The sequence below is a fragment of the Metallosphaera javensis (ex Sakai et al. 2022) genome, assembly GCA_021654415.1.
Taxonomy (GTDB): Archaea; Thermoproteota; Thermoprotei_A; order Sulfolobales; family Sulfolobaceae; genus Metallosphaera; species Metallosphaera javensis.
In genome coordinates, this window is sequence record AP024487.1 from 456416 (window position 1) to 471055 (window position 14640).

Consider the following 14640-nt stretch of genomic DNA (forward strand, 5'->3'; position numbering starts at 1 on the left):
AAGGAGTTTTCCAGATGAACTATCTCTTCTTCGCTCTTCCCCCGATAGGCCTCCAGCAACTCCCTGTTCAGGTCCAGGAAGGTTTTTCCCCACTTCATTATGGATGCGAGTTTTAGAGCTTCCTCAACCTCATCCATAATGTAAAGGGAGCCCACAACGGCCTCCAGTGAGGATAGCTTTATGGGCTTGGAGTAGTTTACCGGATTTCCCGCAAAGAGCAATGGGAGCCTCCTCCCGTTTCTTACGTACTTGCGGAAAAAGGAGTCATCGGATCTGTTCCAGGAGGAATCTAGAACGGTGATTCCCCTGCTCAGGTAGGTTTCCCTGTCCCCCACAGATAACACTCGGTCTGACAGGGGATTCAGAACTACACCCACAGGCCTATCAACCAGCTTCGCGAAGCCCAGCCTCACCATCTTCCTCCCTGTGCATTTAGCTGGATCGTCTTCTCTAAATTCTAAGATAAATATATGCACAGAGTATCGTAAAGTTCTTATAACTTTATATTTATTAAAGCTAGTGGGATTGAACTTGGTAACTGCAATTGTCCTCATAAACACAGATCCTGGAGGGGAAGAGGAAGTTTATAACAAGTTAAAGGGAATGAACGAGGTAAGCGAGACGTACATAGTGTACGGAGTTTATGATATTGTTGCGAAAATAGATTCGCCAGATATGGATTCTTTAAGAAATTTTATTAGTAATAACATCAGGAAGCTTCCCAAGGTTAGGTCAACGCTAACCATGATAATTATGGAGAGCAAGACCCAGAAGAAGTGAAATGAGGTACGTAATTGGCGTTGACGACCATGATTCCCCCAAGGGCGGGTGCACCACACATTTTTCCTTGCTTTTGCTGAAAGAGTTCCATAGACACGGCATAAAGCTGGTGGGCTATCCCAGACTCACCAGGTTAAACCCTAACATTCCGTGGAAAACCAGGGGTAACGCCTCTATCTCCTTCGTTGTGGAAACGGATAGGGATGAAAGGGAACTACTGGAGATGGTGTGGAGCGAATCCGTGAATTATGTGGAGAAAGTGTCCCAGGGCTTGGCCTACAGGAGATCCCCTGGAGTTGCAGTTGGTAAGGCTGAGGTCATGGGGAAACTGGAGCATCTTTACTGGAAAGCTGTTGGGGACGTGGTAACAGTTGATTACGTCAACACCCTGTCCGAAAGGCTTGGAATTCTGACCAGGGGAGGCAGGGGAGTGATAGGATCTATTGCATCCATGGGGTTTTCAGGTGAGGGAACTTACGAGCTCCTGGCATACAGGGCGCAGGAGAACTGGAGGAGCAGGAGGAGCATTGACCTGTCCTCACTGATAGAGTATGATGAAAGCCACTTTCCCAGAGTATACGCCAACGTTGATTACGTGGATATGGAACCTCTGGTGCTTTCCCACGGAAACGACCCAGTCCTGTTTGGCCTCAGGGGAAGGGATCCGGCCTCATTGATGGAGGGGATGGAGATGATAAAGGTGGATGAGAAGGTGGATGGATACCTCGTGTTTGTGACCAACCAGGGAACAGATCACCATTTCCGTAACCCCGCGCTCAGGCCATACTCCAGTTTCGTAGGGGAGGTTACCGTGAACTCCGTGAAAGTTGAGAGGGGTGGAGATTGCGTTGTGTTAAGCGATGAGGCTGTGATCCTAGTGTATAAGGAAACCGGGGAGTTAAATAGGGCTATGAGGGAGTTGCTACCTGGAGACAGAATCAGGGTGTATGGAGCCGTAAAGCCCTCCGTGAAGTATGGGATCGTCGTGGAACCTGAGAAGGTGGAGGTGACCGCACTGGTGAGGAAGGTGGAGGTGAAGAATCCCAGGTGCCCGCTCTGCGGTAGTTCCTCCGAATCTGCGGGAAAGGGAAAGGGGTTTAGATGCAGAAAGTGCGGTCACAGGTTCTTTGGGGAGAAAGTGTCAAGGGAGGCCGAGAGGGGTATCAGCCTGGGGATTTACCAGACCAGGAAATACAGACATCTCACGAAGCCCATATTTTACAGCGATTAATCTGTGATGAAGAGGTGGAATGGATGGAGTGGACCGGCCGGGATTTGAACCCGGGACCTCGCGGATGCCGACCGCGCACTCTTCCAGGCTGAGCTACCGGCCCATTATATGATAACGCTGATCTGTTTATAAATCTACCACCATAAAGTGAGGGTCTCTCAATTAAATAAAGTCTAAAACTCTTGGTAAATGAACTTTCTGATTCTCCTTCTTCTCATCCTTCACCAAGGAACCCCTTAACCATTTACACTTACTATTCTATATGGACTACAGAGTATATATGAATAATGCTTATATAAGATTCTGGTAGAATTTACATTTATGAGCATTAATGTGGGAGAAGAATCCCTGAGGTCCCTACTAGGTGACCTTGGAATACTGGGTTACGTTGCTAATTCAATTTTCCAGATAGCCCAGCAGGAACAATGCCTTATCAATTACATGGGAGGTGTAATGAAGAGGTACGGGAACTCGCCCAAAAGTTACATTGTCTACCCCTCGCTCATATCACCGTTTGAGTTTAGCGGGAGCGCCGTCCTCAATAGAGGGGAGGAGGTGAGGAAGTATTATGGTGAATTGTCCCACCTGGTGAGGCACGGCATACTGGTGAGGACCAGCGTCAAGGGAGAGGAAACGCTGGTCTTCATAGGTGGATTTGATCAGGGGTGGGCCAGCGACGTGGTGGCCTTCAAGGCCTACAACGGAGGTAACGCGTATAAGGCCAAGTTTTCTATCTCCTCCAACATTCTCCTGGGGTTGTACAGCAAGGAGACGGGACTGGCAGTGATTCCCTTTGGAGGAGGGGGTCCCCAGAACTGGTACAACTTCCGGAGTCCGGCACAGCAGGTCTGCAGGGATATGATGGAGAGGACCGGGATGAAGATGTTCCTTGATGATATTTATCAGAGTTTGTGGCAAAAGATTCTGAACGCGTTCCTGCAGGGAAGCGAAATTCTGTCCAAATATATCAACGTGTTTGCCTTTGGAGGGATAATGAATTTCGTGCCGTACATACAGGCGGACCTGTGGCCCACTCTCTTCGAATATATTCCCAATAACATTGTAATAGTAAAGAACGAAGTAGCTAGGTACTGGGAGATCAATACAGATATATTAGGTCATATAGAAGGAATATCGTCACAGAAGCCGGCTTTAACTCCGGGAATTGTAATGTTGAGGGAGCTTGATGATATTCTGCAGAGGCCAACACTCATAACCTTCCCCAACTCTCCCTCATCCTTGCTTTACTATTTATCTAAAGGAGTGAAGGCCGCATTATCTCGAGGATATCAATTCTCCAGTTCTGTGGGCCTGATAAGTAACATGCCCATCATTGAGGGTTCACCCGTTCTGGGAAGTCAGATCTGCTCTGCGGAGTGCCAGGGTTCCCAGGGCCTCATCGGTTTCATAGGGAATGGCCTTAACCCCCTACCAGCTCCTGGGGGGATGAGGCAGTTCCAGTCAGCTGTATCTCTTCTCGTCCCTCCCCCGCGATCGTATCAGTGGGATGACATAGTGGAGTGGGCCAGAACCTACAACCTTGACGTGAATAAGTTGAACCTTGCAGCTGACATCATCGTGGTCATAGCGCAGGCAGCGAGGAAGGTAGCCCAGGAACTGGGGATAGAGGAGGAAGAGGCGAAGAGACTCGCCTCGGAGCTCGAGATTAGTGAGGAGATCCTTTCCAAGGGAGTGGAGAACGTTGCCACCGAGCTAACCAACTTAATACGTTCTCTGTAATTCAAAGAGGTGTCTAGTCGGAATAGATCAATTCACTTCATTCATACTCAGGGACCCCTGGATTTCCACTGGAGACTCTATTTCAAACCCGTTTCGTCCATATAAAGCTCTTTTATACAAACCCGTGTTTCTATCCCTTTATCACCTACTCTCAACTAATTTTTCCAGTGGAAACAGAGGGGTGTCTCCACTTTTCTTGGATTCTCCAGTGGAAACAGAGGGGTGATTTACTCCCCGGTTAAAGCCAGTACCAATCCTTAAAATCAGTTGAGATCAAGATTCCTGTAGTATGAGTGACATCATTGACGAAGTGTTATCCTCAGTTAAGAACTCGGTTATCTTTAAAAACAGGGAGTATCTTCTTCCAGATTATATTCCCGAGGAACTGCCCCATCGAGAAAATGAGATAAAGAAGCTGGCCAGCATTCTCGTACAGCTGTACAGGGGAGAGAGGCCCAGTAACATCTTCATTTATGGTCTTACCGGGACCGGGAAAACAGCAGTAACCAGGTATGTTCTGAGTAATTTACAGAAGAAGCTGAAGAACTTTGAGTATGTGTATATAAACGCTAGGCAGACGGACACGCCCTACAGGATCCTTGCGGACATTATCGAGATTCTGGGAGATAAGGTTCCCTTCACAGGTCTCTCCACAGCAGAGCTCTACAGAAGAATGGTCAAGGTTCTGGAGAGATCCGAGAGGGTCATGATCATAGTCCTGGACGAGATAGATGCCCTGGTCAAGAAACATGGGGATGATATACTCTACAAGCTGACAAGGGTGAACTATGAGGTGCATAAGAGTAAGATCTCCATTGTGGGAATAACAAACGACGTCAAGTTTATAGACGGACTGGATCCAAGGGTAAGGAGCAGTCTGGGGGAGGAGGAGCTTGTTTTCCCCCCATACAACGCTGAGCAACTTGAGGATATTCTAAAGAAAAGGGCTGTTCTGGCCTTCAAGGAGGGAGTGGTTTCTGAACCGATTATCAAGTTATGTGCTGCCATAGCAGCCAGGGATCATGGGGACGCCAGGAGGGCCTTGGACCTTCTCAGGGTTGCTGGGGAGATAAGTGAGAGGGAGAGGAAACAGCAGGTTGGGGAGGAAGAGGTTGAGAAGGCCAGGGTAGAGATAGAGCGAGATCGCGTGTATGAGGTGATCGCCACTTTACCCTTTCACTCTAAGCTGGTGTTGTTGTCCATTATCAAGGGATTAACCAGGAATTCAAGGTTAACCACTGGGGAAATTTACGACCTCTACAGGAATATTGCAACCTCCATGGGTTCAGAGTTCGTGACCCAAAGGAGGGCAAGCGACATAATAAATGAACTGGATATGATGGGCATAATCTCCGCAAGGGTGGTAAACAGGGGGAGGTACGGTAAGACCAAGGAAGTGGTTCTGGCGGTGGATTCTGGGATAGTACTGAAGGCCCTCTTGGAGAGTGATGAAAGGTTTGCTGATTTCTGGAGTGGATGATGGGTATTTCCCCTTAAGGTATAAGGGTCAGAAAGGTAAGGCACCCCTTGTTGTCACGCTCTTTGAAGGGATGAAACTTAGGGATGTGAGGATAGACCTGATAACGGTTGACGGGAAAGATGCGAAGGAGGTCTTCTCCAGAATTAACTGGGGAGTTAAAACCATATATGACGGAGTGACGTATGGCGGTTTCAACTATATCATCCCGGAGAAGGACTTCATAGTCCTTTACGGGAGTAGGCCCAATCTCGAGGAGGTAAGGAGGGCCCTGAGGACCCATTTTCAGGATGAAAGGGAGGGAGAAATCATGGAGGTTCTCGAGAGATTGATAAGAATAGAGACAAGATGGGGTCCCCTGTACCTGTATACTGACCTAGATATTGGGGAAGCTAGGAGAGTGGTGGAGGCATATCAACTGGTCTCGAAGTATCCTGAGCCCATAAGATATGCTCACATTATAGGGAGAGCGGTGGGGTTATGGAGAGAAAACGTGAAGGGAATGGCCTAGGGGTCTGACCGACAGCTCCTGCTCAACTGTAACATTCCCTCTTCTGGAGGGATTTACCCATGCTTATTCTTTCCTCCCTTTCCTTAACCCTCTCTTCCATGATCTTCCTCTCGTATTCTGAGGAAGGTTCTAGCTTCTGTATTGGCCTAGGCTTCCCATTCTCATCTATGGATACAAAGGAGAACACAGTCCTAGAGACAAGCCTTCTTGTTCCGGTGAAGTGATTTATGGCAAATATCTTTGCCCCCACATCCAGAGAGGTATTTCCTGTGTATTCCACTGCTCCCTGAATCTCCAGGATATCACCTATCTTCACTGGAACGAGGAAGTCAGCGGAGCCTGCGCTTGCCGTGAATGTGTTGCCCTTGGAATACATCTTGGCAACTATGGCCAATGCCTCATCAAGCATCATGTACATTTTCCCGGCGTAAAGTATACCGTTCCCGAAACCGTGTTCCGGGTAAATGGTTCTTATGTAGCTTCTTCCAAAGGTCATTCCCGGCAAAAGTTCAGACGTGTCCTCAGAAACCTTTTTCTTCCTTTCCAGTCTTTTGAGTCGCCTTCTCTCCGCGCTTTCATCGCCCTCTATCTTAACGTTAAGGGGTCTGGGTCTACCGTTCTCGTCAACGGCGACGTAGCTCATCAACCCTATTGCCCCGAGCTCCTCCGTATTTCCCCTCTTGATGCAACCCGTGACCTCAATTTCAACAGAGCTTTTCCACGAGGCCTTAGCCTCAGCAGTAACCCTCAGGATATCTCCCAGTCTGGCAGGCTTAAAGAGGTATAGGTAGTCCACCGACGCCAGAAGGTAATTCCCCTGGCTTACTCCTGACATGAGAATTCCTGCCGTATCTATGAGCCAGCTCATGTAGATTCCGCCATGGAGAGATCCAAAGTGATTGGTGTGCCAAGGAAACACGTTGTAGTAAGTTTCTGTTCTATACGTAGATATCACCTCTTATCAGTACCCACTATTTCTCTTAACCGTTCATCCCCCTTAATACTCTTTATGAAGTCGGAGACCTCCTCCGGAACCAGGCTTTCCCACTCTTCTCCGGTTATCATGTTCTTTCTGATGAGGGTGGAGTTGAACTTCTCCCTGTGGAATGAGGGCGGAATGAGGATCTCGCTACCTGCCTCCTTGAACAATCTCAACACCAGGGGATTTCTGGCTATAACGGCTTCAAACGATGGAACATACATCTTAACATGATATGCCCATACGTTGTTCATCAGGATATCAGGTATTGGGATAAGATAGTATCTATCCCCTGGTATCCCCTCCGCCTTCATTGCTCTCCTGATCATCTCAATTCTCTCGCCTGCGGTGAAGGGATTGGAGAGGGTGTGGCTCTCCTGTGCGCTTCCAATCAGAATCACCAGTTCATCTAGCCTCTCCAACCCCCACTTGACCACGCTCAAGTGGCCCAGGTGAAAGGGCTGAAATCTTCCAGGATAGATTCCTCTATGCAGACATCATCACCTTCTTTTACATTAAGCACTACTGAAGCATCTGCCTTATTTAACCCTAATTCAAGGAAACCGTATCCATTTCGATAAATTATGAGACCGTTCTCCCCATCTTGGAATGTTCTGGCACCCACTCCTGTAAACGTTCTATCTCCCACCTTTATCTTGGCCCGTCCACCAAATTTCACTCGGGCGTCTCTCAGGGAGAGCGCGACGTTACCGAAGTGGTCAACGAAGAATACCTTTGAGCAGATCATTCCATCCTCCCTTCTGCTCTCCAGGTTTAGCTTCACCAGTTCACTTTCGTCGATCTTGGCCCCTAAGGTCTCCATGGGAACCCCCCTCGTTAACAGTGCTGCGCTAATGGAGAAAATATCTCTGCCATGAAATGTGTTGGATATTTCCTTGGACAGATATACTCTCTCGTTGTCTATACTGTGAATCCTGAGGATACCGTCCTCTCTTATCGCTGGGTAAAGGACTCCGTTATCTGGACCCACAAAGTAGTAATTTCTGGTCCTCACGGCCAGGGGTCTCCTCTTCGTCCCTACTCCAGGATCCACCACCACTAAGAACGTGGTATATTTCCTGAAATATCTGTACGCGGTGTAGAGGAGATAGGCCCCCGCAATTACGTTGAAGTTCTTCGAGTTAGGCGAGATGTAGACCACATCAACATCCCTGTTAACTCTCCTTATCACCGCCTCCATTACCGCGTTGTAGTTGTCGGAAATTCCAAAATCAGTTAGAACTGCCAGCAAGTTTCTCTACCTTTAGCTCCAAGTAGGACTTGGTAATGATTTCGCCATTTATTCCAAACTTGGACCTGAACTCCTTAAAGAAGTCCAGTAACCTTTCCTCCTTAACGTCTATTCCCTCTATTTCGAGGAAGTTACCTAGCCCCTCCACGGTATCTACGCATATGTTGAACTCTCCCTTCCTCAGCACATGTCGGGTTTTCCTTACGCTTTGCGCAACTCTGTAACCAAGCTTCTCCAGTATCCTTATCATGCTCTCCTTGTCGTCAAGGGAAACAGTTATTTCCTCCCTGGATTTACTCTTGGAACCCATCTTGGGCCCCTTGTAGGTGAGCTCTATCTTATCGTTCACAAGTCGTATTCTCAGTGCCTCATCGGTCTTCCTAAAATCTCTGGAATCTCCGTTAAGGTAAATGTCCTCCTGAATTTCCTTGCCCACATACTCATACCCTTCCTGTAATAATCTATCAATCAGGAATTGCGGATCGAGACTGAGCTTCACTTTTATTTCACGTTCAATCACATCGGTCATATGAGTGAGATTGATTCCTATCTAAAAAATCATGAGTCACTCCTTTACACTTATCATATTACTCCCGAGATAAAGAGGATAGCAGATAAGTATGGTTTCTTGGAATACATGGTTGAGAGGTATCTGGAATTTCTGGGCGACCAAACCGAGGATTTTCTATCCTCCTGCTCTTTACCCTTAACCAAATCCATAAGGTGCAACTCGCTCAAGGTTAATTGTGGGGAGCTGGAGAAGAGGTTAGCCGACAGGGGGTTTTCCCTCACCAAGATATGGTGGAGCAGATTCGGATACAGGGTGGAAAAGAGTCCTCCTAGACCAAGTCTGGGCGCAACCGTGGAGTACATGAAGGGTTTCTATTACATTCAGGGAGAGGCCTCCATGATTCCACCCGAGGTGTTATCACCCAGGGAAGGTGAGCTGGTGCTTGACATGGCCTCCTCCCCGGGTGGGAAGACCACTCACATGGCCCAGTTGATGAACAACAGGGGAACCATAGTGGCAGTAGAAAAAAATCCATCTAGACTAAGAAAAATAAAATCGAACATCTCCAGGCTTGGAGTATCCAACGTTGTGCTGTTATCGATGAGCGGAGAGGAAGTTTCTAGGCTAGGTATGGAGTTTGACAGGATACTCCTTGACGCCCCTTGCTCAGGCGAGGGGTTGATACCCCTGGATCCTTCTAGGAAAACCAAAACTGCACCAGAGGACCTGAAAAATTTTCAACGAACCCAACTAACTCTCTTGGTGTCAGGGTTCAGGGTACTCAGGAGAGGAGGGTTCATGGTTTACTCCACATGCAGTATTGCCCCAGAGGAGGACGAGGTGATAGTTGATTTCGCAGTCAAGTATCTTGGTATGAAGGTAGAAAGGATTCATGGAATACCTGGAGAGAGGGGATTAACCAGTTTTAAGGGTATCTCGTTCTCCCCAGAACTCAGCGGATGTATTAGGACCTATCCTCACCTGCAATACACGGAGGGATTTTTCATTTGTCTGCTGAAGAAAGAGTGAGAAAGGTTAGGACGGAGCAATTTTCCCGGGCCCTTCATGAATACGGATGTGATCGCTTTCCCGCGAACTTTGAACTGTATGAGATAGGGGATATTATCTACGGGACAATGGGTGACCCCAACATACTGGAAGGTATCATGAGAAGGGACGTAAAGGTTGAGATGATAGGTTTACCTCTTCTCTTGAGGAGGGGAAGAAAACTAGTGCCTCTTCTAGCTCTTGGCGACTACATGGCCAAGTCGTGTTCACACAGGGTTCGCTTACCGGATAGGATAATTGAAAAAATACTTTACGGAAGGACAGTGACAGTGAAGGAGACATACAATTTCAGAAAGGGGTTATTAATCGATGGACACAGCGATTTTGTAGCCTTTATTACCCTCAGATCTCGGAAAAAAGGAACTGAGATAATACCGGATCTAGATATAGGATGGTATTTAAGGGCCGGAGGATAATGATAAGTAAATATTTATTGTTATGCACGGGTGTATTAACTTTAGAAAAAGGTGAAGTGGTGGAAAAATGGCAGACCAAGTAGAGGAGAAGAAAAGGATCAAGACAGTGAAGGATCTGTCGGGAGTAGGTCAGGCGGTACTCAATAAGCTCACAGAAGCCGGGTATTCAACTCTAGAATCTATAGCAGTTGCGTCTCCCCAGGACTTGAGCACAGCAGCCGGTATACCACTGACCACAGCTCAACGTATTATCAAGGAGGCCAGGGACGCTCTGGATATCAGGTTCAAGACAGCTCTTGAGATAGAACAGGAGAGGGCCAGCGTTAAGAAAATTACCACCGGAAGTCAGGCTCTAGATGGACTTCTGGGAGGAGGTATAGAAACTAGGACCATGACAGAACTGTTTGGAGAATTCGGATCAGGGAAGACTCAGATATGCCATCAAGTCTCAGTTAACGTTCAACTTCCTCCAGAGAGGGGCGGGTTGTCTGGCAAAGCATTGTACATAGATACCGAGGGAACGTTCAGGACAGAGAGAATAAAGGCAATGGCATCTGCGCTAGGGCTAGAACCCAAGGATGTTCTGCAGAACATAATGAGCATAAGGGCCATAAATACTGATCACCAAATAGCCATAGTAGAGGAACTGCAGGACATCATAGCCAAGGATAATTCCATTAAACTGGTCGTGGTAGATTCAATAACATCTCACTTTAGGGCAGAATATTCAGGAAGGGAGAACTTAGCTGTGAGGCAACAGAAGCTTAATAGACATCTACATCAACTTGTGAGACTGGCAGAGATCTACGATCTGGCCGTAATAGTCACCAACCAAGTTATGGCAAGGCCAGACATGTTCTATGGGGATCCAACAGTGGCCGTGGGCGGACACACGTTGTATCATGTTCCAGGGATAAGAGTTCAGATAAAGAAGAGCAGAGGCAATAGGAGAATAGCTAGGATGGTGGACGCACCTCATCTCCCAGAGGGAGAGGTCGTATTCAGTATAACCAATACAGGTATAAGGGATGCCGAAGAATAAAACTTCTTAATAATCTGCTTCAATAAAAACACTCCATGGATCATTTGTGGGCGCCTTGGCGCTCCAAGTATATCATGGATGCATCTAAGGGAAAACAAGAGGGTTGTCTTTTCTGTAGGGTTACAAGTGAGAACAGGGATCAGGAGAACCTGGTGGTATGTAGGGGGAAAAGGGCGTTTATCATCCTCAATAAGTACCCATATAATCCAGGTCATCTTATGGTGGTTCCATACAGGCACGTTCCATCGCTGGAGCTTCTTGATCCCGAAGAAAGCTCAGAGCTAATTGCCTTGACCTCTAAGGCGGTGAAATCACTGAGGGACGTGTATACGCCTGACGGTTTTAATGTGGGAATTAATATCGGAAGGGTAGCTGGGGCCGGGATCGAGCAACATATTCACATTCACGTGGTACCTAGATGGAACGGGGACTCGAACTTTATGCCGGTGATAGGAAACACAAAAGTCCTCCCCGAAACGCTGGAAGAGACGTATAAAAAGCTCAGCGATAAATCCATATGTGGTGAAGAAGTCTTCGATCGCTGATCGATGAAGAGGGCAGGGTTTTACTGATGATGCGAAAAATTCTAGATGATATATTTAGGGCAAAGGAGAGGATTTCCCCCTATATCCATGATACTCCTGTGGACTACTCTACCACTTTCTCGAGGATGACACAGTCTGAAGTTTATCTTAAGCTCGAGAACTTACAGAAGACTGGATCCTTCAAGGTAAGGGGAGCCTTTAACAAGATCTTGGAAATGAAGGAGGAGGAAAGGAAAAGAGGTGTGATTGCAGTTTCCGCAGGTAATCACGCTCAGGGAGTGGCGTATGCTGCGATGACACTGGGTATAAGGTCAACCATTGTTATGCCTGAAACGGCTCCAATTTCCAAGTATAAGGCCACCAAGGGTTACGGCGCGGAGGTGATTCTATACGGTAAGTTTATTCATGAGAGCATGAAGAAGGCCGAGGAATTAATACGGGAGAGGAACTTAACCTTGGTGCATCCGTATGACGATCCGTTAATAATTGCTGGTCAAGGAACTGCTGGGCTGGAGATGGCTAAGGAGAAACCAGATGTAGTGATAGTTCCCATAGGGGGCGGTGGCCTGATTTCCGGAGTGGCTGTTGCCCTAAAGGGAATTAATCCCAACACAAGGGTTATAGGCGTACAGTCCTATGCGTCCCCATCCTTGAAGATTTCCAAGGAGCTCGGAAGGTTGACCGATATAGAACCCTCCTATTCAATTGCAGATGGAATTCTGGTCAAGTCTCCTTCCTCCCTTACATTTGAAATTATCTCGGAGTATGTGGATGACATAGTTTTGGTTGATGATGAGGAGATAGCTTGGGCCATGATGATGTTGCTAGAGAGAAATAAGACGGTCGTAGAGCCTGCAGGTGCCGCATCCCTGGCGGCACTACTTAGTGGCAAAGTGGAGGCAAGAGGCAAGAAAGTGATGACTTTCCTGAGCGGAGGTAACGTGGATTTATCTCTCCTAGCAAGGATCATAGATAAGACATTGTACAAGACCAAGAGAATTGTTAAGGCAAGGGTGATAGTTCCAGACAAGCCAGGCTATCTTAATAAGGTTCTCAATTACGTGGCCCAAATAAGAGGAAATATAATTGATGTCGTTCATGATAGAGTTAGTAGCGACGTATTGCCTGGATACACAAAGATATACGTCATGTTTGAAGTAGCGGAACAGGAGGATCTTGGAAAGTTTATAGTAAGTCTTCAGAACGAGAATATAGAAGTGAAACTCATAGAGTAGGTTTTTACTGTGTGTTCTTCTCCTTATCCGAAATTCTTAATAATCGGAATCCTTGACATGACCACGGTTGATCCAGATGGAATTTATTATCTAGGTCCCAAGGGTAGTTTCTCGCACGAGGCTGCACTTAAAATTGATGGGAGTCATATCGAGGTGCCCTCCATATCCGAAATATTTGACAGGGTATCTATGGGTGGAATAGGGGTAGTTCCTGTAGAAAATACGCTGGAGGGGCCGGTTAATGAGACCCTGGATAATCTCTATACAAGGCAAGGCATATACGTAAACAAGAGAATAGACATGAAGATAGATCTAGTCCTAGCTTCGAGGCCAGATGCGAATCTTCAATCGATAACGAGGGTGTACTCCCATAATCATGCCATTCATGAAGCTAGAAATACCCTGTCAAAACTCGGTCTCACCAATTTTATTCCCGTAAACAGCACGTCTAAGGCAGCTCAACTGGCGTTGGAGGACAGGCATTCCGCTGCCATATGCTCTAGGTTTGCTGCCAGTCTCTACGGGCTGAAAATCCTTAAGGAGAATATTCAGGACGGAGTTAACATTACTAGATTCCTTGTGGTGTCCAGAGATTTAACTGAGGACGGCGAAAGGAGCATTGTGCTTTTCACGGTTCCTGACGTTCCCGGTTCGCTATTCAAGGTTTTAGAGAAATTCTACCTTCATAATATCAATCTCTCAATGATATACTCTAGGCCAACTAAGATAATACCATGGAATTATTACTTTTACCTGGAGTTCGAGGGAAGTATAGCAGAAACTAGGCGGATGGGACTTCTTGACGAGTTATCCGAGGTTACACAGGAACTAAAAATAGTGGGAAGCTACATTACAGTGCCCGCTACATGACTATTCCAGGTTTTAGATTGTCCAGGCTATAGAGGAGCATGTAGCTCCTGGCCCCAGTTATCCCCAACGCCTTCATGGAGGCCTCCCTTATCACCGACTTACTTTTACCGTGCAACATACAGTAACATAGGTAGTCCCATGGCTTATTGCTCTCTCTCAACACTACGTGTGTGGCCTCATTCAGATTTTCCGCTATTCGATTACACGATTCCTCAATATTATCGGTGTTTATGAGCAACATGGCGTTTTCAGTGATTCCCACTTTCTCTCCGTTTATGGTAGCTCCGTAATCCTTGATGACATGTTTTGACCTTAATTCGGAAATTAGATCCACCAGCTCAGACTCGCTATATCCAAATTTCTCTGCAAGGCTTTTGAAAGGCCTTTCTACTATGGGGAGTGGATAGGATAGAGCCTTCAGGAACTCCATGTTAAGCCCCAGCTCCTCCGCTGTTGGTATTTTTTCGGGAGTTTTCTCGTTCTTGCTCCACGATATTCCGCGTATCAAATCATACTTAACGCTTAGTTTCAGATTCCTCTTGGAGAACAGAATCACGTAATCCTCAGCCTTCACTTCCTCCATTAGATCCCTGACCTTCCGCTCCAGAGCTTCCTTTGATTCAGCCTTAAGTACGTACCATACGTTATACCTTGGATGGTTTCTGATGAAGTTATGAGTGAGCTCCCTGATGTGGAGTGCCTCCCTCCTAAACCTATCTAGCTGATCCAAAGGTATAGCAGCTGCTATCAGGGCCCCTTCCATCCCCTTGGATCTAAAATTGACATACATTCCAACTCTTTTTATAATTTCAGAATCTACAAGATTGAGAGTTTCCTTAAGAACAAGGTCCGTTTTTAGATTTAGTCTATTTGCGATCACATCAAAGGGTTTTTCGTCGAAAGGGAAGTTGTATTGGAGTTCCATGAGGAGGTTTATTTGGGTATCGTTAAGTTCCATAATTATATAACGAGATTAGGGGATT

Annotated in this window: 16 protein-coding genes, 1 tRNA gene and 1 pseudogene; 11 read left to right on the forward strand and 7 right to left on the reverse strand. The window is 46.8% G+C overall.

Features of this window, described 5'->3' with window-relative positions; translation table 11 throughout:
* Positions 1-2 precede the first annotated feature (2 nt).
* Positions 3-554, reverse strand: a pseudogene (locus QVC96_RS02770) (DUF367 family protein); the annotation flags it as partial.
* Between QVC96_RS02770 and QVC96_RS02775 the strand changes: the two are divergent.
* Positions 532-780 (forward strand): Lrp/AsnC ligand binding domain-containing protein, encoded by a 249-nt coding sequence (locus QVC96_RS02775; protein WP_287690407.1) that lies wholly within the window; start codon positions 532-534, stop codon positions 778-780. The pseudogene QVC96_RS02770 and the gene QVC96_RS02775 overlap by 23 nt on opposite strands.
* Before the next feature lies 1 nt (position 781).
* Entirely contained in the window at positions 782-2011 is a 1230-nt protein-coding gene (locus tag QVC96_RS02780; RefSeq protein ID WP_287689859.1) for a tRNA(Ile)(2)-agmatinylcytidine synthase, read from the forward strand.
* Positions 2012-2040: 29 nt separating this feature from the next.
* On the opposite strand, the gene QVC96_RS02785 is transcribed toward QVC96_RS02780, so the two are convergent.
* Positions 2041-2114, reverse strand: a tRNA-Ala gene (locus QVC96_RS02785).
* A gap of 218 nt (positions 2115-2332) precedes the next feature.
* On the opposite strand from QVC96_RS02785, the gene QVC96_RS02790 reads away from it, so the two are divergent.
* The 3 genes from QVC96_RS02790 to QVC96_RS02800 all read left to right on the forward strand — a co-directional run bounded on the left by QVC96_RS02790 (position 2333) and on the right by QVC96_RS02800 (position 5739).
* Entirely contained in the window at positions 2333-3751 is a 1419-nt protein-coding gene (locus QVC96_RS02790) for a hypothetical protein (protein ID WP_287689860.1), read from the forward strand.
* 289 nt (positions 3752-4040) lie between these two features.
* Positions 4041-5231 carry a Cdc6/Cdc18 family protein gene (locus QVC96_RS02795; protein WP_238024698.1) on the forward strand — a complete coding sequence of 397 codons (1191 nt, stop codon included), beginning with the start codon at positions 4041-4043 and terminating at the stop codon, positions 5229-5231.
* Positions 5200-5739: a DUF99 family protein gene (locus QVC96_RS02800; RefSeq protein ID WP_238024697.1), complete on the forward strand. Its 540-nt coding sequence runs from the start codon at positions 5200-5202 to the stop codon at positions 5737-5739. Before QVC96_RS02795 ends, QVC96_RS02800 begins: the two co-directional genes overlap by 32 nt.
* A 22-nt stretch (positions 5740-5761) precedes the next feature.
* Here QVC96_RS02800 and QVC96_RS02805 read toward each other — a convergent pair whose 3' ends face one another.
* Genes QVC96_RS02805 through cyaB form a run of 4 tightly spaced genes read right to left on the reverse strand, consistent with a single transcriptional unit; the run spans position 5762 to position 8499 of the window.
* Complete coding sequence (locus QVC96_RS02805; RefSeq protein ID WP_238024696.1) at positions 5762-6694, reverse strand: acyl-CoA thioesterase; 933 nt, start codon at positions 6692-6694, stop codon at positions 5762-5764.
* Positions 6691-7155, reverse strand: a complete 465-nt coding sequence (locus QVC96_RS02810; RefSeq protein ID WP_238024695.1) for a nicotinamide-nucleotide adenylyltransferase — start codon at positions 7153-7155, stop codon at positions 6691-6693. The genes QVC96_RS02805 and QVC96_RS02810 overlap by 4 nt, the downstream gene beginning before the upstream one ends.
* 2 nt (positions 7156-7157) lie before the next feature.
* Positions 7158-7919: an SAM hydrolase/SAM-dependent halogenase family protein gene (locus tag QVC96_RS02815; protein WP_238024884.1), complete on the reverse strand. Its 762-nt coding sequence runs from the start codon at positions 7917-7919 to the stop codon at positions 7158-7160.
* A 31-nt stretch (positions 7920-7950) separates the two neighbouring features.
* On the reverse strand, positions 7951-8499 hold the full coding sequence (gene cyaB / locus QVC96_RS02820; RefSeq protein ID WP_238024694.1) for a class IV adenylate cyclase: 549 nt from the start codon (positions 8497-8499) through the stop codon (positions 7951-7953).
* Between cyaB and QVC96_RS02825 the strand changes: the two genes are divergently transcribed.
* The 6 genes from QVC96_RS02825 (at position 8500) to QVC96_RS02850 (ending at position 13657) form a co-directional block, all read left to right on the forward strand.
* Complete coding sequence (locus QVC96_RS02825) at positions 8500-9510, forward strand: RsmB/NOP family class I SAM-dependent RNA methyltransferase (protein ID WP_287689861.1); 1011 nt, start codon at positions 8500-8502, stop codon at positions 9508-9510.
* Entirely contained in the window at positions 9489-9965 is a 477-nt protein-coding gene (locus QVC96_RS02830; RefSeq protein ID WP_287689862.1) for a hypothetical protein, read from the forward strand. The genes QVC96_RS02825 and QVC96_RS02830 overlap by 22 nt, the downstream gene beginning before the upstream one ends.
* 67 nt (positions 9966-10032) lie before the next feature.
* A complete protein-coding gene (radA, locus tag QVC96_RS02835) occupies positions 10033-11007 on the forward strand; it encodes a DNA repair and recombination protein RadA (protein WP_238024691.1) in 975 nt (324 codons plus the stop codon).
* A 35-nt stretch (positions 11008-11042) separates the two neighbouring features.
* Positions 11043-11552 carry an HIT family protein gene (locus tag QVC96_RS02840; RefSeq protein WP_238024690.1) on the forward strand — a complete coding sequence of 170 codons (510 nt, stop codon included), beginning with the start codon at positions 11043-11045 and terminating at the stop codon, positions 11550-11552.
* A gap of 26 nt (positions 11553-11578) precedes the next feature.
* The gene (ilvA, locus tag QVC96_RS02845) at positions 11579-12787 is read left to right on the forward strand and encodes a threonine ammonia-lyase (RefSeq protein WP_238024689.1); all 1209 of its coding nucleotides are present in this window, start codon (positions 11579-11581) and stop codon (positions 12785-12787) included.
* A gap of 57 nt (positions 12788-12844) precedes the next feature.
* Positions 12845-13657: a prephenate dehydratase gene (locus tag QVC96_RS02850; protein WP_287689863.1), complete on the forward strand. Its 813-nt coding sequence runs from the start codon at positions 12845-12847 to the stop codon at positions 13655-13657.
* Here the strand turns inward: QVC96_RS02850 and QVC96_RS02855 are convergent.
* A complete protein-coding gene (locus QVC96_RS02855) occupies positions 13650-14615 on the reverse strand; it encodes an Lrp/AsnC family transcriptional regulator (protein ID WP_238024687.1) in 966 nt (321 codons plus the stop codon). The genes QVC96_RS02850 and QVC96_RS02855 overlap by 8 nt on opposite strands.
* Between the last annotated feature and the right edge of the window lie 25 nt (positions 14616-14640).